Source organism: Paraburkholderia dipogonis, from assembly GCF_046027395.1.
GTDB lineage: Bacteria > Pseudomonadota > Gammaproteobacteria > Burkholderiales > Burkholderiaceae > Paraburkholderia > Paraburkholderia dipogonis_A.
Genome location: NZ_JAQQEG010000003.1, coordinates 1 through 22,342, shown reverse-complemented (window position 1 = coordinate 22,342; position 22,342 = coordinate 1). Strand labels below are relative to the sequence as shown.

27 protein-coding genes are annotated in these 22,342 nt (G+C 62.3%); 16 read left to right on the top strand and 11 right to left on the bottom strand.

The window, feature by feature from the left end; all coding sequences use genetic code 11:
* Window positions 1-29: 29 nt before the first annotated feature.
* Both PQR32_RS04065 and PQR32_RS04060 read right to left on the bottom strand, forming a co-directional pair.
* The gene (locus PQR32_RS04065; protein ID WP_408177561.1) at window positions 30-341 is read right to left on the bottom strand and encodes a recombinase-like helix-turn-helix domain-containing protein; all 312 of its coding nucleotides are present in this window, start codon (window positions 339-341) and stop codon (window positions 30-32) included.
* A gap of 1 nt (window position 342) precedes the next feature.
* On the bottom strand, window positions 343-657 hold the full coding sequence (locus tag PQR32_RS04060; RefSeq protein ID WP_074289216.1) for a non-heme iron oxygenase ferredoxin subunit: 315 nt from the start codon (window positions 655-657) through the stop codon (window positions 343-345).
* A 441-nt stretch (window positions 658-1,098) separates the two neighbouring features.
* Here PQR32_RS04060 and PQR32_RS04055 point away from each other — a divergent pair, with 441 nt between their 5' ends.
* On the top strand, window positions 1,099-2,172 hold the full coding sequence (locus PQR32_RS04055; protein ID WP_408213725.1) for a porin: 1,074 nt from the start codon (window positions 1,099-1,101) through the stop codon (window positions 2,170-2,172).
* Between the two features lie 90 nt (window positions 2,173-2,262).
* On the opposite strand, the gene PQR32_RS04050 is transcribed toward PQR32_RS04055, so the two are convergent.
* A complete protein-coding gene (locus PQR32_RS04050; protein ID WP_408222515.1) occupies window positions 2,263-3,237 on the bottom strand; it encodes an IclR family transcriptional regulator in 975 nt (324 codons plus the stop codon).
* On the bottom strand, window positions 3,161-3,529 hold the full coding sequence (locus tag PQR32_RS04045) for a hypothetical protein (RefSeq protein ID WP_408222513.1): 369 nt from the start codon (window positions 3,527-3,529) through the stop codon (window positions 3,161-3,163). Before PQR32_RS04045 ends, PQR32_RS04050 begins: the two co-directional genes overlap by 77 nt.
* Between PQR32_RS04045 and PQR32_RS04040 the strand changes: the two genes are divergently transcribed.
* Window positions 3,516-3,803: a hypothetical protein gene (locus PQR32_RS04040; protein ID WP_408222511.1), complete on the top strand. Its 288-nt coding sequence runs from the start codon at window positions 3,516-3,518 to the stop codon at window positions 3,801-3,803. The genes PQR32_RS04045 and PQR32_RS04040 overlap by 14 nt on opposite strands.
* 98 nt (window positions 3,804-3,901) lie before the next feature.
* On the top strand, window positions 3,902-5,596 hold the full coding sequence (locus PQR32_RS04035) for an acid phosphatase (RefSeq protein ID WP_408222509.1): 1,695 nt from the start codon (window positions 3,902-3,904) through the stop codon (window positions 5,594-5,596).
* 70 nt (window positions 5,597-5,666) lie between these two features.
* Here the strand turns inward: PQR32_RS04035 and PQR32_RS04030 are convergent, their stop codons facing one another.
* A complete protein-coding gene (locus PQR32_RS04030) occupies window positions 5,667-6,341 on the bottom strand; it encodes a DUF4410 domain-containing protein (RefSeq protein WP_408222507.1) in 675 nt (224 codons plus the stop codon).
* Window positions 6,342-6,501: 160 nt separating this feature from the next.
* On the opposite strand from PQR32_RS04030, the gene PQR32_RS04025 reads away from it, so the two are divergent.
* The 6 genes from PQR32_RS04025 (at window position 6,502) to PQR32_RS04000 (ending at window position 10,389) form a co-directional block, all read left to right on the top strand.
* A complete protein-coding gene (locus tag PQR32_RS04025; RefSeq protein WP_012428835.1) occupies window positions 6,502-6,861 on the top strand; it encodes a DUF3564 domain-containing protein in 360 nt (119 codons plus the stop codon).
* A gap of 375 nt (window positions 6,862-7,236) precedes the next feature.
* Window positions 7,237-7,986 (top strand): DNA/RNA non-specific endonuclease, encoded by a 750-nt coding sequence (locus PQR32_RS04020; protein WP_408222505.1) that lies wholly within the window; start codon window positions 7,237-7,239, stop codon window positions 7,984-7,986.
* Window positions 7,979-8,239 (top strand): hypothetical protein, encoded by a 261-nt coding sequence (locus PQR32_RS04015; RefSeq protein ID WP_408222503.1) that lies wholly within the window; start codon window positions 7,979-7,981, stop codon window positions 8,237-8,239. The genes PQR32_RS04020 and PQR32_RS04015 overlap by 8 nt, the downstream gene beginning before the upstream one ends.
* 298 nt (window positions 8,240-8,537) lie before the next feature.
* Complete coding sequence (locus tag PQR32_RS04010; RefSeq protein WP_408222501.1) at window positions 8,538-8,909, top strand: hypothetical protein; 372 nt, start codon at window positions 8,538-8,540, stop codon at window positions 8,907-8,909.
* 251 nt (window positions 8,910-9,160) lie between these two features.
* Window positions 9,161-9,502, top strand: coding sequence for a hypothetical protein (locus PQR32_RS04005; RefSeq protein WP_408222499.1), 342 nt, complete (start codon window positions 9,161-9,163; stop codon window positions 9,500-9,502).
* Between the two features lie 2 nt (window positions 9,503-9,504).
* Entirely contained in the window at window positions 9,505-10,389 is an 885-nt protein-coding gene (locus PQR32_RS04000) for a 4-hydroxy-tetrahydrodipicolinate synthase family protein (RefSeq protein WP_408213699.1), read from the top strand.
* 45 nt (window positions 10,390-10,434) lie between these two features.
* On the opposite strand, the gene PQR32_RS03995 is transcribed toward PQR32_RS04000, so the two are convergent.
* A complete protein-coding gene (locus PQR32_RS03995; RefSeq protein ID WP_408222497.1) occupies window positions 10,435-11,046 on the bottom strand; it encodes a lytic transglycosylase domain-containing protein in 612 nt (203 codons plus the stop codon).
* 219 nt (window positions 11,047-11,265) lie between these two features.
* Here PQR32_RS03995 and PQR32_RS03990 point away from each other — a divergent pair, with 219 nt between their 5' ends.
* A complete protein-coding gene (locus PQR32_RS03990) occupies window positions 11,266-11,490 on the top strand; it encodes a hypothetical protein (protein ID WP_408222495.1) in 225 nt (74 codons plus the stop codon).
* Window positions 11,491-11,499: 9 nt separating this feature from the next.
* Here PQR32_RS03990 and PQR32_RS03985 read toward each other — a convergent pair whose 3' ends face one another.
* A complete protein-coding gene (locus PQR32_RS03985; protein WP_408222493.1) occupies window positions 11,500-12,213 on the bottom strand; it encodes a Crp/Fnr family transcriptional regulator in 714 nt (237 codons plus the stop codon).
* 91 nt (window positions 12,214-12,304) lie between these two features.
* Between PQR32_RS03985 and PQR32_RS03980 the strand changes: the two genes are divergently transcribed.
* Complete coding sequence (locus PQR32_RS03980; RefSeq protein ID WP_408222491.1) at window positions 12,305-12,844, top strand: Mpo1 family 2-hydroxy fatty acid dioxygenase; 540 nt, start codon at window positions 12,305-12,307, stop codon at window positions 12,842-12,844.
* Window positions 12,845-12,894: 50 nt separating this feature from the next.
* Here PQR32_RS03980 and rarD read toward each other — a convergent pair whose 3' ends face one another.
* On the bottom strand, window positions 12,895-13,791 hold the full coding sequence (gene rarD / locus PQR32_RS03975; RefSeq protein ID WP_408222489.1) for an EamA family transporter RarD: 897 nt from the start codon (window positions 13,789-13,791) through the stop codon (window positions 12,895-12,897).
* A gap of 594 nt (window positions 13,792-14,385) precedes the next feature.
* On the opposite strand from rarD, the gene egtD reads away from it, so the two are divergent.
* On the top strand, window positions 14,386-15,366 hold the full coding sequence (gene egtD / locus PQR32_RS03970; RefSeq protein WP_408222487.1) for an L-histidine N(alpha)-methyltransferase: 981 nt from the start codon (window positions 14,386-14,388) through the stop codon (window positions 15,364-15,366).
* A 130-nt stretch (window positions 15,367-15,496) separates the two neighbouring features.
* On the opposite strand, the gene PQR32_RS03965 is transcribed toward egtD, so the two are convergent.
* Window positions 15,497-15,790 (bottom strand): acylphosphatase, encoded by a 294-nt coding sequence (locus PQR32_RS03965; protein ID WP_408222485.1) that lies wholly within the window; start codon window positions 15,788-15,790, stop codon window positions 15,497-15,499.
* Between the two features lie 215 nt (window positions 15,791-16,005).
* Between PQR32_RS03965 and hpnA the strand changes: the two genes are divergently transcribed.
* Window positions 16,006-17,022 (top strand): hopanoid-associated sugar epimerase, encoded by a 1,017-nt coding sequence (hpnA, locus tag PQR32_RS03960; protein ID WP_408222483.1) that lies wholly within the window; start codon window positions 16,006-16,008, stop codon window positions 17,020-17,022.
* A gap of 137 nt (window positions 17,023-17,159) precedes the next feature.
* The gene (locus PQR32_RS03955; RefSeq protein WP_408222481.1) at window positions 17,160-17,705 is read left to right on the top strand and encodes a hypothetical protein; all 546 of its coding nucleotides are present in this window, start codon (window positions 17,160-17,162) and stop codon (window positions 17,703-17,705) included.
* A gap of 56 nt (window positions 17,706-17,761) precedes the next feature.
* Here the strand turns inward: PQR32_RS03955 and PQR32_RS03950 are convergent, their stop codons facing one another.
* Both PQR32_RS03950 and hpnC read right to left on the bottom strand, forming a co-directional pair.
* The gene (locus tag PQR32_RS03950) at window positions 17,762-18,934 is read right to left on the bottom strand and encodes a glycosyltransferase (RefSeq protein ID WP_408222479.1); all 1,173 of its coding nucleotides are present in this window, start codon (window positions 18,932-18,934) and stop codon (window positions 17,762-17,764) included.
* Window positions 18,934-19,800 carry a squalene synthase HpnC gene (gene hpnC, locus PQR32_RS03945; RefSeq protein WP_408222477.1) on the bottom strand — a complete coding sequence of 289 codons (867 nt, stop codon included), beginning with the start codon at window positions 19,798-19,800 and terminating at the stop codon, window positions 18,934-18,936. Before hpnC ends, PQR32_RS03950 begins: the two co-directional genes overlap by 1 nt.
* Window positions 19,801-20,144: 344 nt before the next feature.
* Between hpnC and ispH the strand changes: the two genes are divergently transcribed.
* The gene (gene ispH / locus PQR32_RS03940) at window positions 20,145-21,089 is read left to right on the top strand and encodes a 4-hydroxy-3-methylbut-2-enyl diphosphate reductase (protein ID WP_408222475.1); all 945 of its coding nucleotides are present in this window, start codon (window positions 20,145-20,147) and stop codon (window positions 21,087-21,089) included.
* 10 nt (window positions 21,090-21,099) lie between these two features.
* Complete coding sequence (hpnH, locus tag PQR32_RS03935; RefSeq protein ID WP_007178622.1) at window positions 21,100-22,254, top strand: adenosyl-hopene transferase HpnH; 1,155 nt, start codon at window positions 21,100-21,102, stop codon at window positions 22,252-22,254.
* Window positions 22,255-22,342: the final 88 nt, after the last annotated feature.

The window sequence follows — 22,342 nt, the reverse complement described above, 5'->3', positions numbered from 1 at the left end:
ATGCGATGAACGTGTTCGGGAAAGCGCGCTTATTCGGCGAGCAGGCGGAATTCGGCGGCGAGGCGGTCGGCGTTCCACGTACTGCCTTCCGGGGTGCGGAAGCCAACGCGGTTCAGACCGTCGACCACTTCCTGCAACTCCACCGCGCCCGCTTCGAAGACTTTTTCGAGCGCATCGCCGAAGTCGTTTTCGTATTGGGTCGGCTCGGCCTTGCGCGTCTGCCAGATGAAGTTCTCGGTCTCGCCCGGCTTTTCGATCACGCCCTTGCCGGCGACGTTGTTCGGCTGCGGCGCGAGCCACGGCTTCAGGAAGGGATTGAAGTTCACGATTTGCTCTCGCATGTCATTCCACCTTGATCTGGATTTCTTCGCCGGCGAGACGCACCGAGTACATCTTCAGGTCGCGGCCACCGGGCTCTTTCAAGCATTTGCCGGTCGGGATATGGAACACGGCTTCGTGCAGCGGGCACTCGACGGTGTCGCCGTCGACAAAGCCCTGCGTCAGCAACGCGTACGCATGGGGGCAGACGTTTTCCAGCGCGTATAGCGCATCGCCCACCTTGTAGATGCCGATTTCGGTGCCGTCGAGCTTGAACTCGAGCGGCGCGTCATCGGACAGGTCGCCGGCATGGCCGGCGCAGCGCCATTGTTCAGTCATTTCTCGCCTTCTCCTGAAGCTCTATGTTCCATATAAGGAACATCAGTTCGTGTATGGATAATTATAGGAGTGGCTTCGACCAGAGAAAATAAAAATCTGGACTGGTAGGGGAAAACACCGAGTGTGGCGCTCGCAACACAAGATTGCGGGAAGCGGCGCGAATGGCCGCGATGCTTGCTGAGCCATACAGGACTTGGGTCTGGGCCATATTTACCGATACATCAGGCCACCCTTATGCGGGTTTGTACGGGGTCCGAAAATTTATTTTGAACACTTCCAGACTCACTATAATTTTCCATAGGCGATACAGACGCCCATAGGTGGAACATAAAGCGTAGCAGTTTTGGCGCATAAACCCCAGAGCTGCATTCAACCCAAAGCAAGGATCAGGGACGACGAATCTGGCGAGAGCTACCCGTCGTGTGATCAGGAGAACCAACGGTGAAGCACATCATTGCAGCCGGCTTGACGGCAATCTGCGCAACGACAGGCGCATGGGCGCAGAGCAGTGTGACGCTATACGGCAGCCTGGATGCCGGTGTCGCGTATATCAGCAATGTCGGCGGCCATTCGAAGTGGATGGAAGAACAGGGCAACATGCAGCCTGACCGCTGGGGCCTGAAGGGCGTGGAAGATCTGGGCGGCGGCCTGAAGACAGTCTTCCAGTTGGAAAACGGCTTCTATACGAACACCGGCGCGTTTGCTAAACCCGGCGTGCTGTTCAATCGGCAAGCTTTTGTCGGATTGAGTTCAGACGCGATAGGAACGGTGACGTTGGGTCATCAGACGCCGTTCAGCTTCGACGTGTTGGGTCCGCTGAGCACGGCTTATCTGGCCGCCAGTTGGTATGCGTTCCACCCGGGCAATATCGACGAACTTGCCGACACGGGCGTGGTGCCGTTCGACAATTCGGTGAAATTCCGCTCGGCGAGTTTCAGCGGCTTCCAGGTCGGCGCAATGATGGGTCTCGGCAACACGACCAACTTCTCGACCGGCAAGACCCTGAGCTTTGCGCTTAGCTATGCGAACGGTCCGTTCAAGGCCGGCGCGACGTATGCGAACGAGCACAATCGCACGCCGTCGATCGTCACGACGGGCATCACCAACTTCCAGGGCGTGGCCGCCGCCAATTACACCGCGGACAAGGTCGAAAACATGGGCGCGGGCGCGTCATACCAGTTCGGCAAGCTGCTGGTGCACGGTTTGTACACGCGCGTGAAGCTGGAGTCGGGTGGACACTCGGACACGTATCAGAGCTACGACGTCGGCGCGAATTATCAGTTCACGCCGTTCAACAGCGTAGCCGGCGGCGCTGCCACGACGACGCTGGCGGGGCATCGCTGGACGCAGTTCGAAATCGGCGATATCTACGCGCTGTCGAAGTCGACGCAGTTGTACGTGAACGCGCTGTATGAGCGCGCCGGTTCGAACACGGATGCGGCGTTCTTTACGGCGGGCGTGTCGAGTGGACGGAACCAGACGATCATTCTGACCGGCATCCATCACTCGTTCTGATGCGCTGATGAGACTGTGATCTGAAGCGGCTAGTCCGGCGGCGAACGCAACCGGACTAGCGCTGAAGTGAATGCTGAAATAGAAGCGGAATCAGCCCGCCGCCACCGACTTGCGGCGCGCCTGAACCGCTGTCGGATCATCCGGAAGCGGCCGGTAGCTGAGTCGTTCGGACAGTTCGAGCGCCGCCTGGCAAACCGCGATGATGAGCGGCTCGCGCTCTTCGGCTTCGCCGATATCCGAACGCGGAATCGTCACGGTCAACGCCGCCGCGATCTTGCCGCTCTGGTCACGCACCGGCGCGCTCACCACCGAAATACCTCGTTCGAACGACGCTTCGCTCAGCGCATAACCGAGCGCCGCGCTTTCGCGCACTCTTCCGTACAGTTCTTCGACGGTGGCCGGCGTGCGTTCCGTGAAACGTTCGAGTTGCGGCTCCGGATACAACTGACGCAATTCCTCGAAAGTCAGATCGCCCATCAACACCTGGCCGTGCACCGTCGCATGCGCCGGCAAACGCGTGCCGACATGCACCTTCACCGAGCTGAACATCGGCGCATGGGTTTGCGCCTTGGCGACGAACACCACGTCGCGCTGATCGCGGATCAGTAGATGCGTGCTCAGACCCGTGGCGTCGCGCAGGCGTTCGAGAATCGGCGTGCCGACATCGGTCAATTCGAGCGAACTCAGATATTCAAAGCCGAGCCTCAACACCGCGACGCTCAGGCGGAAATAGCGGTCGCCATTGACGCGCTCGAGAAAGCCGAGCGCTTCGAGCGTCTGCAATAAACGGAACGTAGTAGTGCGCGGAATGCCGATGCGCTTGGACAATTCGGGCGCGCCGAGCACCGGCTCACGCGCGCTGAATTCCGCGAGGATGCGCAGGCCGCGCTCGAGGCCCGGCACGAGATAAGTCGATCCGCCGGCGCTCTCTTCTTCGGTGGAATCGGGGGACTCGGCGTCGTGCGCCTGGGCCGCCGGCAACACGTCGTCATGCGAAATCGAGGTTGCCGCACCGCGTGGCTTCACGTGCTTGCGTCCCGCTCCTGTCTGCTCTTCTTTTGCCATCGTGGCTGCCGTTTCTGCTGTTCATCAAGGTCAGATCAGCATGATAGCGCGTGGCGCGCGCCGCCTTCACCGCCTTCGCGATTTCTTGCGCGACGCCGTGGCCGCGAGCCGTGCGATCGTCGACCATCGCGAAGCGCATGCCGTGCGCGGAATCGTGGTTAACCATGTCAATTGCTGCACCGCCACCGTTTAACGCGGTGCTATGCTTTGAAGCGGTCCATTGCGCGAGGTCTCGCTGCCGCGCATTCGCTCCGCCCAGGCGTCCGGAGGCCACGCTCATGTCCGATTCCATTCAGATTCAGGTTGCCGACTCGCACCTTTATCCGGGCTGCGCGGTGCGCATCGCGCACTTGCCCGAGCCGGCCCGGGCGGCAGCCGCTGTCGTCGAATTCGCGGATGGTTCCGGCGCCAATGCCACCTGCCACCGCCGAACGCTGGACGAACTCGAATTGATGGTCGACCGCTATGCCACGCAAAAGCGTCACCCAGTCGACACGCGGCATTGGCTTCTGCTTGCCGTCGACGCCACGCATAACAGTTGGCGCGTGAAGCGCCGGCTGCCTTAGTCTGCATCTTTAGCCGCTTCGAATCCGCAACCGGTGCCGCGCGCACGCCGCTCCGAGCGGCGCTCTAGTGCCCGGCACAGCCACTTCGGAACCTACCGATGACCGATCACGACTCCACCCTGCCGCCGAACGCCGACAACGCCGATAACGCCCCCGACGACCCCGAACGCCGCCGAGTCCTTACCGGCCTGGCAGCGGTCGGTATCGGACTGGCGCTGACGGGCTGCAAAACCGACCAGAGCATGTCGAGCACCGGCGCGCCGCGCAGCGCCGCCGACCTGCGCCTCGACGCCGCGCTCCACGATCAGGTGAAGCACATCGTGGTGATCTACGCGGAGAACCGCAGCTTCGCGAACCTGTATGGCAATTTCCCCGGCGTCCAGCATCCGCTCGATGCCGTGAGCGCCGAGCGCTACCTGCAACTCGATCGCGACGGCAAGACGCCGCTGCCGCGCTTGCCTGCTATCTGGGGCGGCCTCGTGCCGCAAGCCCAGGAAGTGGACGGCAAGCGCTACATGATCGGCCAGAAGGATATCGTCAACCTGCACAACCGCCCGTTCCATATCGCCGACGCGCAGGGCGCGCCGCTGCCGACCGGCGTGATCACTCGCGATCTGGTGCATCGCTTCTATCAGAACCAGATGCAGATCAATGCCGGCCGCAACAACCAGTTCGCGGCGTGGGGCGATTCCGGCGGCCTGGTGATGGGGCACTACCGTAATTCCGCCGACACCCTGCGTCTGTGGAATCTCGCGCAGCAGTACACGCTGTGCGACAACTTCTTCATGGCGGCCTTCGGCGGCTCGTGGCTGAACCACATCTTTCTGATCTCGGCGCAGGCGCCGTTCTATCCCGACATCCAGAACAGCCCGGCGAAGAAGATGGTGTCCGTGGTCGACGGCGCCGATCCGACCGGCACGCGGTTGAAGCAGTCGGAAGAGTCGCCCGCGTCCGCGCTCGACGGCCCGCCGAAATTCGTCAACGACGGCGCGTTCACCGCCGACGGCTACGCCGTCAACACCATGGCGCCGCCGTATCAGCCGAGCAACGTGCGGCCGGCCGAGGGCGGCAATCCGGCCTTCGCGGACCTGTCGAATCCGCGCGTGCTGCCGCCGCAGAATTACGCGACGATCGGCGACCGTCTGACGGACAAGGGTGTCGACTGGGCGTGGTACAGCGGCGCGTGGCAGTACGCGTTGGAGCATCAGGATACGGGTGCGGTGCCCGACTTCCAGTATCACCACCAGCCGTTCAACTACTTCGCCAATTACGCGCCGGGCACGGCGGCACGGCGCAAGTATCTGCGCGATGGCGGCCTCGGCAACGACGCGTCGACCAACCGTCTGATCGCGGATATCGATGCAGGACGTTTACCGGCAGTCGCGTTCTACAAGCCGCAAGGCGATCTGAACATGCACGCGGGTTACGCGGACGTCGAATCCGGCGACCGTCACATTGCGACGGTGATCGAGCATATTCAACGCGGGCCGCAGTGGGCGAACACGGTCGTGATCGTCACCGTCGATGAGAACGGCGGCTGGTGGGACCACGTGTCGCCGCCGAAGGGCGACCGCTGGGGTCCGGGCTCGCGGATTCCCGCGTTGGTGATATCGCCGCTGGCGAAGAAGGGTTACGTCGACCACACGGTGTACGACACCAATTCGATTCTTCGACTGATCAGCCGTGTGCATGGCCTCGCGCCGCTCGACGGCGTAGTGGCGCGCGATCGGGCATTCGCGAGCAACGGGCTCGCGCCGCTGGGGGATTTGACAGCTCCGTTGGATCTGGCTTGAACGCTTGAAGGTTCGAGAGCTCGTGAGAGTTGAAACGCCCGCGGCCACGCCGCAGGCGTTTCAACGCGAACTACTGCGCGGCGCCATGCAGCTTGGCGATCACCGCATCTGAAATCTGCTGCGCCGTCTTCTTGATCGTCTTCTTCTCGTCGCCGCTCGCCATCACGAACTTGGCGGCGATCACGTACGGATTCAGTTTGATGGCCGCGCCCGGCATGCCCTTGCTGTCGGCTTCGTCGACGGCCTGATACAGCGGCGGCAAATCAGGCGCCCCGAGGCGGTCGCACGACACGGCCACCTGGATGTCGTTCTGACCCGCGCCGAATCCCACCATGGCGCGCCTGAGGCGATTGCCGTCGTCGACGTTCAGAAACACGCCGCGCACTTGCCAACCGACAGTCGGCAACGGCTGACCCGGCGCACTGCGGCGCGCGTCGACGCCAGCCTTTTTCAGATCGTCCGTCAGTGCGTCCGCCATTTCGTCCACGATGTGTTTGGCGTGCTCCTGCGGATTCTTGTCCTGTCCCATCGGTCCTGGTCCGCTCGGGAGCAAACCGCGAAGGCGGCGCACGCGTTGTCCCGCTCCGCTGTCAGGCGTCACGTTCGCGACGTCCAGATCGAAGTCGGTTACATAGACGATCGGCACCGGCGCGGCGAACGGTGCGCTGTCCGCTGCGGCGCTGACGGCGGCCACCGCGCTCAGGCATCCTGCCATCACCGCACATTGCAGACATCGATGCAGCATGGCATGCCTCCGCGAACGTCAACAGGACGCGGCTATCGTACAACCGTACGCATCGGGCGTCCGTTTTTTCGTGCCTGATCGTCATATGTTTTGCCTTGCATAACACGCTTTGCGGCGTAGACTGGTAAAGCACAACTTCGCAATTTGTACGGAACCCGCCATGCGACTGACCATCCTCATCAACGGTTCCGATCCCACCGTCAGCCATGACTACGCTGTGCTATGGCTCGATACCGACGAACACCGGTGGTCGAGAGAAGCACACCAAGGGATCGACCTGCCCCCCTGGGGCGAGCTACGCGACGATAACGGCGTGACGACGCTCTGTGCGCCCAGCACGGATGCGCCGCTGTGCACGCTGCGCGGCTTGCACGTGGACCGCAAGCAGCGCGTGAGCGCCGCTCAAGGCGCCGCGGCATGGACCGCCCTGCCGACGCGCGCGCAGACCAGCGGCTTCTGGCGTCTGCAAGCAGTGGATCGTCAACAGGTCCGTGCCGAACACAGCGTGTTCGGCAATTAGGTTTCAGCACTCATCTTGTATCGGTCGAATTTTCCGTGCGCGAGCGGCGCTTCGCTCGCGCAGGGATAAATTCGTACGTGCGTTCGTGCGCCCTCTCTTCGCTTGCCACTTTCGTCTCTTGCGCATTTAAGGCCGCCTTAAGTTTGCGCGCGTAGAGTTGGAAATCCACGCATTAGGGTCGCTGCAAGGCGGCCCGTTTTTTTTGGTGCAGTGCGATGTGCACGTCTCCGTGCGCGCCACGCGCCGGCATCGTTTTCATGACCGCGCTCAACGCGCGCATCCGCTTTCTTTTCCGGTGTTTTCCCTGCATTTCACGTCGCGCGAGATGGGCTCGCGACGCTATACTTGCGCCCCCATCCCTCGACTGACTGACACATGAAGAAGTGGTTTGCCTGTCTGTTGTTCGCCGTTGCCGCTCACGCCAGTGCAGCGCCTTCCTGCACCCAATTCACACCGAATGCGCAATGGCCGGTTCTGAGCAATCAGAAGATGGCCCCGAAAACGCGCATGCTTTGCTATAGCGATTTCGCGGTCTTGCATTCGGGCATCACGCACGGTCCGTTGTGGTCCACCGAGCATCTGACGCGCGACCATATCGAAGCCGCAAAAGACATGGTGCGCACCAACAAGTTCTTCGAAGACGCGCGCTTGCCGGATGGCGAAGGTGCCACGCTCGCGGACTACAAGCGCAGCGGGTTCGATCGCGGTCATATGAGCCCGGCGGGTAATCGCTGGAATCAGGAGGCGATGGCACAATCGTTCTCGCTCGCCAACGTCGTGCCGCAAAACCGCGAGAACAACCAACGCCTGTGGGCACGCATCGAGACGTCGGTGCGCAAGATCGCCGTGTCGTACGACGATACCTACGTGATCACCGGCCCGATCTTCAACGGCCAGCAGTTGCAGACCATCGGACCGACGCGCGTCTTCGTGCCGACCCAGTTGTTCAAGGTGGTCTATGTGCCGTCGCGGAAGATGGCGTTCGCCGTGGTGGTGGACAATGTCTCGACCAACCGTTACGACATCAAGACGATTCACGAACTCGAAGCAACATCGGGCATCCGTTTTCCGGGCATTCCGGAGAGCCTCAAAGATCAGCGACCGGGAGGACTGAAAGGTGTTTAAACCCTATTCGAACGACGACGACGTGCTCAACATTCAGGGCGATGCGTTGACCGTGAGTAACGGCACCACGCGCATCGTGCTGAATGGCACGCTGGAAGTGACGCAGGATCAGCGCGGGTTGAAGGCTGCGATGGCACTCAAGGAAGCGGTGGATGCGATTGTGGCCAGCTTGCAAGCGCAGAGCAATTTGCCCGCGAAGGTGAAAGATGAACCGGATGCCAAGCCGGGCGTCGTCCAGAACCCGTTTCAATGACGCGCTAACGTAGCGCAGTCGTGCGGAGGCGCGAAAAAATTTTCGCCGCCTTCGCCTTTCGCACGCGGTCTCACGTTTTGGAATCACCACCGGTAGCGCATTCGTCATATCCGGCACCGTTCACACCGCCATGGGCTGCGCAGCACGTAATTGCTTCGGGATCCCCAATATGTTTCAGCGGTTACGTTTTGTCACCACAACGTCGTCAACTCCTGTCTTCCCGCCAACGTTAAACCGGCAGCGCTGAAACATTTCAGCCGCGACACAAGAATCAACCGGTTAAACCAGGAGTTAAACCATGAAGACGCTTTTCGCCGCTCTCGCTTCCGCTCTGCTCGTGTCGACCGCTTTCGCTCAAACGGCCGCACCGTCCACCGCGCAGCCCGCGCAAACGCAGCCCGCTGGCCAGGCGAACCTGAAAGCGAGCACCGCCGTGCAAACGGGCGCCACGGACGAAGGCACCGCGGCAACGAAAGCGCCGGCCAAAGCCGCCACCAAAGCGCAAATGAAGAAGACGTCCGCCCATCACACGGCAAAAGCCCACAAGACCACCAAGAAGGCCGCGGCAGAAACGAGCGCCGCCAAGACTAAAACGGAGAGCGCGAAAGAGGCCAGCAATGCCCCGGTAAAAGCCGACGGCGCAAAGGCCGACACGACGAAAACGCAATAACACGTGATCGGTATCGGCACGCAGCGGCCAGGCATGTGTAGGTAATCGAAGCCGAACTGTGCCGTTCAGGGAGGGCGAGTCATATGACTCGCCTTTTTTCATGCGCGTTTCGGATCGCGTCGATCTCTTGCGCGTTAAGGGAGCCGTATGATTTTTCCAACGAACACCCCAATTTTTGCACCGCGTTTACCCGCGGACGTCTAATCTGAAACTGTCTTGATCAACCATGGCGTCGACGAACGCCGCATCACATGGCTCTCACACAATCAATCGACAGTTTCACCACTCAGCCGCTCAACGAGCCGCACGTTCAACGCAACAACGTCATTCCCTTTCCTGCCACACGCGTCCGCTTGCAGGTGACCCTGCCTCACCGATCGTACGAACTTCCTGGCACCCAACTTCGCGTCCTGCTTCATTCTCCTCTCGGTGTGTATGTCGTCGCCACGGAAGCGGTCCGCCAGGAAATCCGCGTGCAACTCGACATTGCCCCCGACGACCTCGACTTCACGCTGCACACGCTGATCTCGACACTTCCCGCCGCGATGATCGGGCCATTGAAGCGCCGCAGCGCGGCCGCAAAGGCGCGCTAATCATGTTCTCAGGTATCTGGTTGCCCATCGTTACGCCGCTGCGTAACGGCGAAGTCGATATCGACTCATTGCAGCGTCTCGCGGAATACTACTTACGCACGGAGATCAGTGGCATTGTCGCGTTGAGCACGACGGGCGAAGCCGCCTTGTTACAGGAAGCCGAGCGCCTCACCGTCTTGCAGGCGCTGACCGAAGTGACCGGCTCCCGTCTGCCGATGCTGATCGGCGTCGGCGGATCGAATACACGCGACGTCCTGCGCGATATTCAGCGCTATGAGCGTTGGGAGTGCGCGGGCTATCTGGTCTCCGCGCCGTCATACGTGTGTCCGGATCAGGCCGGCGTGCAGTGGCATTTCGAGCAGGCCGCGCTCGCGACCGAGCGTCCCATCGTCCTGTATGACGTGCCGCACCGAACCGGCGTGACGATCGCGCCGGATACGGTCGCGCGACTCATCGAGTGCGGCAACATCGTCGCGATCAAGGAATGCGTGAAGGAGCATTTCGACAAGTTGAGCGCCCTGCCGATCAACGTCCTGTGCGGCACTGACGAAGCCCTGGACGATTGTCTGCATCACGGCGGAACAGGCGGCATTCTGGCCAGCGCGCATGTCTGCGCGGATCTGCTGGTTGCGTACCAGGACCTGCTCGGGGCTGAACGCGAGGTGGACGCGCGCAATCTGTTCGCCAGCTTGCTGCCGGTGTTGCGGCTACTGTTCGCCGCGCCGAATCCGTCCGCTATCAAAGCGATGTTGGCCTTCGATCATTCGCTCAGCGACGAAACACGCATGCCTATTTCGCGTGCTTCGGCGCAACTCGTCGAGCGTCTGAGCACCGCGCGCGACAGGCTGCAGGATTTGCGTGCCGAGTTTGCCGGCGTGATGAACTAGCGCATTCCTGTTCGATCTCTCCTCACGGCGCCGCGAATGAGTATTTCATTCGCGGCGCAAACTTGCGTCGAAACGCTGCATATTCAGCGCGACGCGGTGCGCATAGCCGCGCCCGCCGCCGCTGTAGCGAAGCAACGCGGCATCGAGATCGCCTCCGCTCTCGTCGAGGTAGCGGCGCAGAATGGTCGAGCCGATCCGCACATTGATTGCCGGATCGGACAGATCGGTTGCGCCCACGATCAATTGCGGATGTGCGGCGGGCAGGATTTGCATGAGCCCTTGCGCGCCCGCGACGCTAACCGCATGGCGATCGAAACTCGATTCAACCGCCATCACCGCAAGCAGCAAGACGGGCGAGATCGCATGGCGATCGGATTCGATCAGCACTGCGCGCGCGATCTTCAGCGACTCCATACGCGCCACGCGAAATTGCGCGCGCAATACGGCCGTGATATCGCTGAGAGCCGGAAAGCTGTTTTCTGAGGTCGCCTCGCTCGCGACAATCGGTGCTGGCACAACCGTCTGAGCATCAGCGGCATGCGCAGCAGTGGCGCACGAGACGAAGATCGCCGCAAGCATGATCGTCAAGCCGGATGCCGGATAGCGGCCGGCTTTTCGTTGTACTGGCACACCATCCAGAACGCTATTTCCATGCATATTTTCGCTTCCTGACCGGGGTCTCTCGACCTTACCGGGCTGGATGTAGCGAATCGCAAAAGAAACAGGGGCGCGCCGTAAAATGCTTATAAAGATTTCAGCGCTGCGTAGTAGATCGCGGCGGCCGTATACATCTCTTTTGCGCCTGGCGACATGTTATTGAGCCGTTCGATATGGCAGGAATGTCAGACTCCAATGATCGATCATCGGAAAGTCATCATGTCCAGTCTGAACACCCGCCAGCACGCCGCCGTATCGCTAGATCACACCAGCGACACGCCGCACCGCGCTTCGCTTGTCGGGCGGAAAACGGCTCGTCAGCTCACGCTTGCGCTGGCCGTTGCGAGCAGCGCCGTCGCCGCCATCGCTATCGCGTTGGGCTTGCCGTCGATGGGCATTGCGGTCTATCTGGCCGCCACGCTGCCGTTCGCCTTCTTCTCGTGAGCAAGGCAATCAATCCGCAGCCGGATTCAACTCCGCCAACGCGCCAAGTTTCTGCACATCGGTGATTTCGATTTCCGCATAGCCGAGCTTCAGCGCGCCTTGTGTTTCGAACTGCTTCAGCACCTGATTGATCGTTTGCCGGGAGAGCGCGAGCATCATCGCGAGATCCTCTTGCGGGACTTTGAGGACGCGCCGCAATGCGCCGGGCTCGCCGTAGCCGCCCGCCATCAATAACAAGCGGCGCGCCACGCGCTGCGCGGCGGGCAGCAACGCGGCCTCTTCGATCGCGTCGAAAGCAAGACGCAGCTTTTGCGTCAACAGCAAACCGAACAAATGCCAATAAGCGGGCGTGCGTTCGAGCAGCGCGGCGAGTGCGGCGCGCGGCACATGAAACAGCTCGGAATCTCGTTCGGCATACGCGTCGTGGGTTCGCGGCCGGTTGTCGAACAGCGCGATCTCGCCGAACCAGTTCACCGGCTCGATGACGGCAAGCAAGGCCTCCTTGCCCGCCGAACTGGCCGCGCCGATTCTCACCAGGCCGTCGAGCACGCAATAGAGGCCGTCGTCGGAATCGCCGCGCGTGAAAAGCCGCTGACCGGCGGCGAGCCGTTCGACACGCCCCGCGTCGAGCAACTGCGCCTGCATGGCGGCCGGCGCCGAGCGAAACCACGCGCTGCGCCCAAGCAACGCGGCAAGCTCATTCGATGGAAAACTCGCAGTCATAGAACGGCACTCGTGCCCGATTGTCGGCTACCCGATGGTTTCAAATTCCGCTGCCCGCGATTATGCTGACTTTGAAGGAGGACGGGCATCCATGAGAACGCTGACGCAACAGCTTACGCAATACGCGGCCTACCATCGGGACCGGCGCAATATCGCCACGCACTTCATCGGCATTCCGATGATCGTGCTGGCGTTGGCGGTTTTGTTGAGCCGGCCTGCTTTCGCTGTCGGCGCGTGGCCGCTGACGTTATCGCCGGCGTGGGTGTTATTCGTCGCGGCAACGCTGTATTACCTCGTGCTCGACGTGCCGCTCGGTGTGATGATGGCGGTCGTGTCCGCACTCTGCGTCGCGTTCGGCCAATGGACAGCCACGCAATCCACGTTGATATGGCTCGTGATCGGCTTCGGGCTCTTTCTGGTCGGCTGGGTGTTTCAGTTCATCGGACACGTTGCCTACGAACATCGCAAGCCAGCCTTTGTCGATGATGTGATCGGCCTGCTGATCGGACCGCTGTTCGTGCTGGCCGAAGGGTTGTTCGGCTTCGGCTGGCGGCCCGCGCTGCGCGAAGCGATCGAAGCGCAAGTCGGTGCCACGCGTATCAATGCGCACCGTGCAGCGGCACATCGCTGAGGCGCGCCGCCCGAATCATCGACTGCATGCTCGATGCGCATCAACCCAACTCAGTTCGGCGCGAAGCGAACGAGGCGCACGCTATGCAATGCCGTCAACGCGACCGCGATCCAGATTGGAACGTACGTGGCCAACTGCGCGGCGCTCAGCGTTTCGCCGAGCAACGTGATCGAAATCAGCACCAGCAACACCGGCTCGACATAGCCGAGAATGCCGAACAACGCGACCGGCAACAACCGGCTCGCCTTGAGATACGACGCCAGCGCAATGGTGCTCAGTGCGCCGAGGCCAGGCAACAATAGACACCACATGTCCAGACGGCCGGCGATCATCGCCAGCGAGCCTCCGCTGATCACGAACACGATTGCCGGCGGCAGCAACAGCGCCATCTCCACGGTGAACATGGCGAGCGAGTCGTGATTGATTTTGCGGCGCAACACAAAATACGGCGGATAACCGAGCGCGACCAACAAGGTCGGCCACGAAAACGCGCCCGTGATCCATAGTTCATGTGCGACGCCCGCGGCCGCGCACGCAACGGCCAACCACTGCAAACCGTCGAGACGCTCGTGGTAGTAGAAGCGCCCGACGAGTACCATCGCCAGCGGCAGCAGGAAATAGCCGAGCGAAACGTCGAGCATCCGGCCATGCAGCGGCGCCCACAGAAACACCCACAGTTGCGCACCGAGCAAGGCCGCGCTCACGATCATCGCCGCACCGAGCTTCGGCTCAGTCGCCATGCGGTAAAGAAGTTGCCGGAGAATCGGCAGGCGCTTTCGCAACGCCACCAGCAATAGCGCACCCGGCACCGTCCAGACGATGCGCCACGCGAAAATATCGAGGCCGCTCAGCGGCGCGAGCAGTGTGGCGTAAGCGGACAGTAAAGCAAACATCGCCGATGCGCAGAGCGACAACGCGATCCCGCGCTTTGGGTCATACTGGTTCATCGAGCGCTCCGTTGGGCAACCGCTTCCGCGTGCAATACAGGCGCGTGTGCAGGCGGATATGTTTGTAGCGCAGCATTCAATCGCGCGGCGTTCGTTGTTGTCATTAGGAGTGAGGTCTCACAAGCGGGCAGTGCGTATCCGGCACTGCGTTTTTTTGTGTTCGATGAGCGACGCGAAGGCGGCATTCTAGACGGGTTATCCATTCGCGGCTTCGCGTAGGTTCCGCGCGCTTTCGTCGGCAGGCTGAAATTATTCCGTGCGCATCGCGCGTCGATGGACTAGAACATAACTTCACGTGCGGCCAACAGCGCCGGGCTTTTCATCGGCAAACGTCGCACATCATCTCGCGCCAGGCGGCTCAAGCGCGAATCTTGCTACTTAGTCTTGCGACGCTGCTTGCATCACCGTTTGCAACGCCCTGTAGGAAGCCCCCTTCGGGGACAGCATGTGCAGCATCCGTGAGCCGGGCCGGCGATGGCAGTCCTACGGACCGAGCCCGCCCTTCTTCTCCGCGGCACGCCTCAACTGCGTTTCATCGCGCGTGCCGCCGCCCGGCAACAATCCCGCTCATCGAATGTGACTACTGGAGCCAGCATGACCCAGCCAGCCCTATCTCACGACGCATCGCCCGACCTACGCTCCGCCTTTGCCGCCGACGTTCGCGCAGGCCTCACCCATACGCCGCAGAAAGAGCTGCCGTCGAAGTATCTGTATGACGAAGTGGGCTCCGCGCTGTTCGAAGTGATTACCGTGTTGCCGGAATACGGCGTGACACGCGCCGAGGAACGTCTGCTTACCAGGCACGCCGCGGATATCGTCGCGCATCTGCCGCACGACGTGACGGTCGCCGAGCTCGGCAGCGGCAGCGGCCGTAAAACACGGCGCATTCTGGAAGCGCTGTGTAAAAAGCGCCCCACTTCTTACTGCCCAATTGAAATTTCGCGCAGTGCATTGCAGTTGTGCAGGCGCGAACTCGGCGACATCGAGCGCATCTCGATTGTCGGTTACGAACGCGATTACCTGGCCGGCCTCGCTGAAGTAAGCAAGCAGCGCGCGGCAGACGAGCGGTTACTCGTACTGTTCCTTGGCAGTACGATCGGTAATTTCGGCAGGCTCGCGGCGACCCGTTTCCTGCGCGATATCCGCAACATGCTCGCTCCCGGCGACGCATTGCTGCTCGGCACGGACCTGATCAAGCCGACGCCCGTCCTGGTGGCCGCCTACGACGACTCGATCGGCGTGACCGCGTCGTTCAATCTGAACCTGCTCGCGCGCATCAATCGCGAGCTCGACGGCGACTTTCCGCTCGAGGCGTTCGAACACGTCGCGCGCTTCAACCCGGACGCGCGCAGCATCGAAATGCATCTGCGGGCGAAGCGCGATATCACGGCGCGCGTGGGCGCGGCGCAATTGACGGTGTCGCTGAAGGCGGGCGAAACGATCTGGACCGAGAGCAGCCACAAATATCGCGCGGAAGAAATGCCCGCGATTGCGGACGACGCCGGCTTCGTGTGCAGCCATCAATGGATCGAAGACGAATGGGGCTTTGCGGAGAGTCTGCTGCTGGCGCGATGAACGCGCCTGGCCGCTGACTGGGTCGCTGACTGAAGCACGGCCACGCAAACACAGCGAGGCGACGCGCCATCAAGCATGATGGCGCGTCGCCTTTTGCTTTGCGTGATTTGCATGTTCTACGTGCAGCCGCTCAGTGCTGTTCGAAACGTTCGTAGCGCTTTTCGGTGGCGCGCTCTTCGCCGGTCACCTCGGTCACGCGCGCCGCCGGCGGCCCGTGACGCAGCCACGACAGCATCCGGTCGACCTGGTTGGCCGAGCCCTGCAACATGGCTTCGACGGAACCGTCGTCGAGATTCGCCACCCATCCCTTGATGCCGAGCGCGTGCGCCTGCCGCACGGTCGCGTGGCGAAAGCCGACGCCCTGCACGGTGCCGCGCACGCGCACGTAATACGTTTCGATCCGCAGATCCAGATCCGGGGCCATGCCGTCCTCTCCTCTGTCGACCGGAGTTAGCGCTTGAGCGCCTACTCTGGTCCCATGCGACGCAAAAAACTTTCAAGCCGGCATTCTAGTCGCGTCGCGGCGAGCTTGCTCGGCAAAGCGTGCGTTCAACCGCGTCTCGTTGAAACCACCCACACGACACACGGCGCGCGCGCCACGTACAATCCGTCGACTGTCATGCAGGGAATGGAAACAGAATGACCGAACAGAATCGCGATCTCGTGCTCGTGACCGGCGCTTCCGGCTTCGTCGGCTCGTCGGTGGCGCGCATCGCGCAACAGAAGGGTTTCAAGGTGCGCGTGCTGGTGCGCGCCACCAGTCCGCGTCAGAACCTCGAGTCGCTGGACGCGGAAATTGTGATCGGCGATATGCGCGACGAGGCGTCGATGCGCAACGCGCTGCGCGGCGTGCGCTATCTGCTGCACGTGGCCGCCGACTACCGGCTGTGGGCGCCGGACCCGAGCGAGATCGAGCGGTCGAACCTCGAAGGCACCGAGGCAACCATGCGCGCGGCGCTGAAGGAACGCGTCGAGCGCATCGTCTACACGAGCAGCGTGGCGACGCTGAAGGTGACCAGCTCCGGCCAGTCCGCCGACGAAACCTCGCCGCTCAAAGCCGATCAGGCGATCGGCGTGTACAAGCGCAGCAAGGTGCTGGCCGAACGCGCGGTGGAGCGGATGATCGCCGAAGACGGCCTGCCGGCGGTGATCGTCAACCCGTCCACGCCGATCGGACCGCGCGACGTCAAGCCAACGCCGACGGGGCGCATCATCGTGGAAGCGGCGCTCGGCAAGATTCCTGCGTTCGTCGACACGGGCCTGAATCTCGTGCACGTGGACGACGTCGCGGCCGGCCATTTCCTCGCGCTCGAACGCGGCAAGATCGGCGAGCGCTATATTCTCGGCGGCGAAAATCTGCCGCTTCAGCAGATGCTCGCGGACATCGCGGCGCTGACCGGCCGCAAGGCGCCGACGCTGAGCTTGCCGCGCTGGCCGCTTTATCCGCTGGCCATGGGCGCCGAAGCAGTCGCCAAGATCACGAAGCGCGAACCGTTCGTCACCGTCGACGGCTTGAAAATGTCGAAGAACAAGATGTATTTCACGTCGGCGAAAGCGGAACGCGAACTCGGCTATCGCGCGCGGCCCTATCGCGAGGGCTTGAGCGACGCGCTCGACTGGTTCCGGCAAGCGGGCTATCTGAATCCGAAGCGCTGAGGCAACGCTAATCACGCGGCCCGCGCCACGCGATCCGGCGCAGCCGCAAGCATTTTGTTACAACGTCACTGTGTTAGCGAAAGGTAAAAGCCTACGCGCAGCAGGTAAAATCGCGGGTCTTACCAGAGAAACCTCGCATGAATCTTCACGAACAGCTCGGCGCACTGGAAATGGGCGTCGATCAGCTCATTCAGGCTGTCGTGGCCCCGCAGGCCGAAAACATCCCCGAGACACCCGCAGAGAACGCCGCGTCGCAAGCGCCGGCGTCGGCGGATCAGGTCGCGTCCGAATCCCATGCGGGCGCTGCCGCGACTGAGACCGAGGCGGCCGTCGTCGAAGACAAGGCGCCGGCACCGCAGCTTCAGCCCACGCTCGAAATCAATCGTCCCGCGCAGAACGAGATCACGATGACGATCGGCGGCCAGACCGTCGCGCTGCGCGCGGAGCAGATCGGCCAGCTGATCGAGGAGCTGTCGAACGCCCGCGCGTCGATGACGCCGGAACCGCCGCCGGGCATTCCGCCGGGCTGGCGCTTCGTGTCCACGAAGAATCCGGTCATGGCCGTGCAGAAACAGTCGAACGGCGACCGTTTGCTGGTCATGCGCCACACGGGCCACGGCTGGGTACCGTTCACGTTCTCGCCCGACATGGTGATCCAGCTATACATGATGCTCACCAAGTAAAAAGCGGCGCCCGAGAGCGCCGCTTGTCTATTCCACTGCGATTCCTGAGCGCTGCTTCAGCGTTCCTGCACCGGCGCCTGAACCCGCGCCTTCCACTGTCCGCCCTTGCCGCGCCAGTAGCGCACCGCCGACGCGAACGTCGCGCCGACATAGAACAACGCGATCAACGGCAGAAACGGCGCCCACAACGGCGAGCGGCGGTAATAGCTCAGCATCGGTGCATAAGCACAACACATGGCCGCCCACGCGAGCCACGCGGGCCAGCCCGTCGGACCGAGCACCAGTGCGGCCACCGGCGGCATCAGGTAAATGATCGCCATGCCGGCCAGCGTGCCCGCCAGCAGCAGCGGCGAGTAATGGAGTTGCGTGAATGCCGTGCGCGCGATCATGTTCCAGATCTCACGCCAGCTATCGTACGGACGCAGCGACACGCTGCGCGCCGCCACATCCAGCCGGATCGGATGACGCCCCGTGCCGCGGTGCTTGATGCGCGCGGCAAGGCTGCAGTCGTCGATCAGCTCGGCGCGGATCGACTCGATGCCACCCGCGTCTTCCAGCGCGCTACGGCGTACCAGCATGCAGCCGCCCGCCGCCGCCGCCGTGCGATTGCGCGGGTTGTTGACCCACGAGAACGGGTACAGCTTGGCAAAGAAGAACACGAAGGCCGGAATCAGCGCCTTTTCCCAGAACGAATCGCAGCGCAGACGCACCATCAGCGAGACGAGATCGCGCTGTTCCGCGTCCGCACGCGCGACGAGTTGCGCGACCGCGTCGGCGGGATGGCCGATGTCGGCGTCGGTCAGCAAAAGGAAATCCGCGGACAAGCCGAGCGTGCGCACGGCCTCGATACCTTGCGATTGCGCCCACACCTTGCCGGACCAGCCCGGCGGCAGCGGCTTCGCGCTTAGCACGGTCAGACGGTCCGGGCATTGCAACTGCAACGCGGCCGCGCGAGCAGCGTCGGCGGTGCCGTCGGTGCTGTGGTCGTCGACGACGATCACGTGGAATTCGCCTTCGTAGTCCTGCTGAAGCAGCGTGGTGACCGCCTCGGCGATTACATCGACTTCATTGCGGGCCGGCACCACGGCGGCCACGGCCGGCCACATTGCGCGTGGCTCGATGGTCAGCGGCGCGGCGGGACGCGCGCGCCAGAAACCGCCGCGAGCGAACAGCAACACACACCAGATCAGCAAGGAGAGACACGAAAGAAGAAACAGAACCACCGCCATTAAGCATTACCCTCGATTGAATGCGCTTCCACGCCGACGCGCCGCGACAGCCACATCACCGCGGTGCGGGCCGCGACGACGCACCAGTCAAACGTATTGAGCACCGGCCGCTCGTGAAACACGTCGTAGCCCGCGTTCTCGATCCGTTCGAGGAAGCGCAGGCCGCCGTGAACGGCGCCGCACAACTCGAGGCCCAGCCGCCCCGGAATCCGCAACGCGAGCGGCGCGCCACGCACCAGCGTCTCGCGGACGAAGGACACTTCGTGCGCCATGAGCGCCCGCCAGTCTTGATCGGCGACACCGTTGGCGATGTGTGCCTCGGTCACCTTGAAACGCCGCAAATCGGCGAGCGGCAGGTACACGCGGTCCTTTTTCCAGTCGGCGGAGACGTCCAGCCAGAAGCTGATCAACTGCGACGCCGTGCAGATCGCGTCGGCGTCGGCGAGATTCTCCGGCGTGGCCGCGCCGATCAGATGCAGCATCAGATGCCCGAGCGGGTTGGCCGAGTGGCGGCAATAGTCGAGCAGCGCGGCGCGGTCAGCGTAACGGCTCGTGTCGATGTCCTGGCCGCACGCGTGGAGCAGATCGTAGAACGGCGCGAGCGGCAGTTTATACTGTGCGACCACGCCGGCGAGCTTGCCGAACAAAAGCGGATGGACCGGCGCCGCGCGCCGCTCCGCTACCGCGTCGAGGCCGGCGCGGAAGTCGGCGAGACGGGCGTGCCGCTCGGTTGCGTTCCAGTCGCCTTCGTCGGCAATGTCACCGGCCGTGCGGACAACCTGGTAGATAATGCCGATCGGCGCGCGCAGCGCCTTTGGCAGCAACACGCTCGCGACCGGAAAATTTTCGTATTGATCGACGTCCATCCAGCGAGCCTCGAAACCCTTTTGTAATGCGGGCGCCCACGCGCCGCAGGACTACGTAGTTTAAGGGTTCCGTCAAACCGCTGCAGCGTGCAATCATTGCCACATCCGCATTGCCGCACCCGCTACTTAGGGCGCCGGGCATCGATCCGCTGCTGCGGCGTCCGCCCAACACCCGCTGGGCGCCGCCGAAGCAAAGCCGGCCTGATAGCGTTAGAATGCGCGTTTGGTTTTGCTGTACCGGCACGTCGCCGGGGCTCAAGACGTCAACTAATTAGATGATCGCGGCGATAAAGTCATATTTACCGACTTCTTCGAAACCCGCGTCAGTCGGAGTTCGCCAACTTATGCGAGTCATCCTTGCTCAACCCCGCGGCTTTTGTGCGGGTGTTGTTCGCGCAATCGAGATCGTCGATCGCGCGTTACAGCAACACGGCGCACCCGTGTATGTCCGCCACGAGATTGTTCACAATCGGCACGTGGTCGACAATCTACGCCAGAAAGGCGCGCGCTTCGTCGAGGAACTCGATGAAGTGCCGCAAGGCGCCGTGGCGATTTTCAGTGCTCATGGTGTCGCTCAGACCGTCGAGCGCGACGCGGAAGCGCGGGGTCTCGACGTGCTCGACGCGACCTGCCCGCTGGTCACCAAAGTGCACGTGCAGGGCCGCCAGTATGTCGGCGCCGGGCGCACGCTGATTCTGATCGGCCACGCCGGCCATCCGGAAGTGGAAGGCACGATCGGCCAGATTCCAGGCAAGGTGCTGCTGGTGCAGAGCGAGGCCGAGGTCGCGCATCTGGACCTGCCGCTCGACACGCCGCTCGCTTATGTCACGCAGACCACGCTGTCGGTGGACGACACGCGCGGCATTATCGACGCCCTGCTGCGCCGCTTCACCGACATCGTCGGTCCGGATACGCGCGACATCTGCTACGCCACGCAAAACCGCCAGGCGGCCGTGCGCGAGTTGAGCAAACAGGTCGACGTGCTGCTGGTGGTGGGCGCAACCAATAGTTCGAACTCGAACCGGCTGCGCGAGATCGGCAGCGAAAGCGGCGTGGCGAGTTATCTCGTCGCCGACGGTTCGGAAGTGAAGCCGGAATGGTTTGCAAACGTGCACACTGTCGGCATCACAGCCGGCGCTTCGGCGCCGGAAGAGATGGTCAGGAACGTAATCGATGCGCTGAGCGCATTGGGGCCTGTCGATGTCACGACGATGGCGGGCCGTGAAGAAAAAGTCGAATTCAAGTTGCCATCGAAGCTGATGCAACCACTCGCTGCACGCGAAGTTTAAGGAGGACGTCTTGTCTATTCCGCTGCTACAGAAAGTCCGGGTCGGCGCATACATCATGCGTCAGCATCTGTCCGGGAACAAACGCTACCCGCTCGCCCTGATGCTGGAGCCGCTGTTCCGCTGCAATCTCGCCTGCAATGGCTGCGGCAAGATCGACTATCCGGATCCCATCCTGAATCAGCGTCTGTCGCTGGAAGAATGCCTCGGCGCCGTCGACGAATGCGGCGCGCCGGTGGTGTCGATCGCCGGCGGCGAACCGTTGCTGCACAAGGAAATGCCGCAGATCGTGAAGGGCATCATCGCGCGCAAGAAGTTCGTCTACCTGTGCACGAACGCGCTGCTGATGGAAAAGAAGATGGACGACTACGAGCCGAATCCTTACTTCGTCTGGTCGGTTCACCTGGACGGCGATCAGCAGGCGCACGATCACTCGGTGTCGCAGGAAGGCGTGTACGACAAGGCCGTCGCCGCCATCAAGGAAGCGAAGCGCCGCGGTTTCCGCGTGAACATCAATTGCACGCTGTTCAACGATGCCGTGCCGGAACGCGTCGCCGCGTTCTTCGACACGCTAGGCCCGATGGGCGTGGACGGCATCACCGTCTCGCCAGGTTATGCGTATGAGCGCGCGCCGGATCAGCAGCACTTCCTGAACCGCGACAAGACCAAGCAACTGTTCCGCGAGATTTTCAAGCGCGGCAACAATGGCAAGAACTGGTCGTTCAGCCAGTCGGGCATGTTCCTCGACTTCCTGGCCGGCAATCAGACGTACGAGTGCACGCCGTGGGGCAACCCCGCGCGTACCGTGTTCGGCTGGCAAAAGCCGTGCTATCTGGTCGGCGAAGGTTACGTGAAGACCTTCAAGGAACTGATGGAAACCACGCAGTGGGAAAAATACGGCACGGGTAACTACGAGAAGTGTGCCGACTGCATGGTGCACTGCGGCTTCGAAGCGACCGCCGTGATGGATACGGTGGCGCATCCGCTGAAGGCGCTGAAGGTCAGCCTGCGCGGTCCGAAGACGTCGGGTGCGTTCACCAAGGACATTCCTTTGGATAAGCAACGTCCCGCCGAGTATGTCTTCTCCCGCCACGTCGAGATCAAGCTGGAAGAGATCAAGGTGTCCGGCAAGGGCAAGAAAGTGCAGACGGCCACGGCAGCACACTAAGCGGTCGGGGGTGGTTTCGCGCCGCCCCTGGTCGTGAATACAAAAAAGCGGGGGGGGGGGGGGGCCCCCCCCCGGGTTTTTTAGCGGG

Coding starts and splice junctions, on each gene's coding strand:
- PQR32_RS04065 (WP_408177561.1), bottom strand. CDS start 341: ATGCGAGAGCAAATCGTGAACTTCAATCCCTTCCTGAAGCCGTGGCTC.
- PQR32_RS04060 (WP_074289216.1), bottom strand. CDS start 657: ATGACTGAACAATGGCGCTGCGCCGGCCATGCCGGCGACCTGTCCGAT.
- PQR32_RS04050 (WP_408222515.1), bottom strand. CDS start 3,237: ATGGCAAAAGAAGAGCAGACAGGAGCGGGACGCAAGCACGTGAAGCCA.
- PQR32_RS04040 (WP_408222511.1), top strand. CDS start 3,516: ATGTCCGATTCCATTCAGATTCAGGTTGCCGACTCGCACCTTTATCCG.
- PQR32_RS04045 (WP_408222513.1), bottom strand. CDS start 3,529: ATGGAATCGGACATGAGCGTGGCCTCCGGACGCCTGGGCGGAGCGAAT.
- PQR32_RS04035 (WP_408222509.1), top strand. CDS start 3,902: ATGACCGATCACGACTCCACCCTGCCGCCGAACGCCGACAACGCCGAT.
- PQR32_RS04030 (WP_408222507.1), bottom strand. CDS start 6,341: ATGCTGCATCGATGTCTGCAATGTGCGGTGATGGCAGGATGCCTGAGC.
- PQR32_RS04025 (WP_012428835.1), top strand. CDS start 6,502: ATGCGACTGACCATCCTCATCAACGGTTCCGATCCCACCGTCAGCCAT.
- PQR32_RS04020 (WP_408222505.1), top strand. CDS start 7,237: ATGAAGAAGTGGTTTGCCTGTCTGTTGTTCGCCGTTGCCGCTCACGCC.
- PQR32_RS04010 (WP_408222501.1), top strand. CDS start 8,538: ATGAAGACGCTTTTCGCCGCTCTCGCTTCCGCTCTGCTCGTGTCGACC.
- PQR32_RS04005 (WP_408222499.1), top strand. CDS start 9,161: ATGGCTCTCACACAATCAATCGACAGTTTCACCACTCAGCCGCTCAAC.
- PQR32_RS04000 (WP_408213699.1), top strand. CDS start 9,505: ATGTTCTCAGGTATCTGGTTGCCCATCGTTACGCCGCTGCGTAACGGC.
- PQR32_RS03995 (WP_408222497.1), bottom strand. CDS start 11,046: ATGCATGGAAATAGCGTTCTGGATGGTGTGCCAGTACAACGAAAAGCC.
- PQR32_RS03990 (WP_408222495.1), top strand. CDS start 11,266: ATGTCCAGTCTGAACACCCGCCAGCACGCCGCCGTATCGCTAGATCAC.
- PQR32_RS03985 (WP_408222493.1), bottom strand. CDS start 12,213: ATGACTGCGAGTTTTCCATCGAATGAGCTTGCCGCGTTGCTTGGGCGC.
- PQR32_RS03980 (WP_408222491.1), top strand. CDS start 12,305: ATGAGAACGCTGACGCAACAGCTTACGCAATACGCGGCCTACCATCGG.
- rarD (WP_408222489.1), bottom strand. CDS start 13,791: ATGAACCAGTATGACCCAAAGCGCGGGATCGCGTTGTCGCTCTGCGCA.
- egtD (WP_408222487.1), top strand. CDS start 14,386: ATGACCCAGCCAGCCCTATCTCACGACGCATCGCCCGACCTACGCTCC.
- PQR32_RS03965 (WP_408222485.1), bottom strand. CDS start 15,790: ATGGCCCCGGATCTGGATCTGCGGATCGAAACGTATTACGTGCGCGTG.
- hpnA (WP_408222483.1), top strand. CDS start 16,006: ATGACCGAACAGAATCGCGATCTCGTGCTCGTGACCGGCGCTTCCGGC.
- PQR32_RS03955 (WP_408222481.1), top strand. CDS start 17,160: ATGAATCTTCACGAACAGCTCGGCGCACTGGAAATGGGCGTCGATCAG.
- PQR32_RS03950 (WP_408222479.1), bottom strand. CDS start 18,934: ATGGCGGTGGTTCTGTTTCTTCTTTCGTGTCTCTCCTTGCTGATCTGG.
- hpnC (WP_408222477.1), bottom strand. CDS start 19,800: ATGGACGTCGATCAATACGAAAATTTTCCGGTCGCGAGCGTGTTGCTG.
- ispH (WP_408222475.1), top strand. CDS start 20,145: ATGCGAGTCATCCTTGCTCAACCCCGCGGCTTTTGTGCGGGTGTTGTT.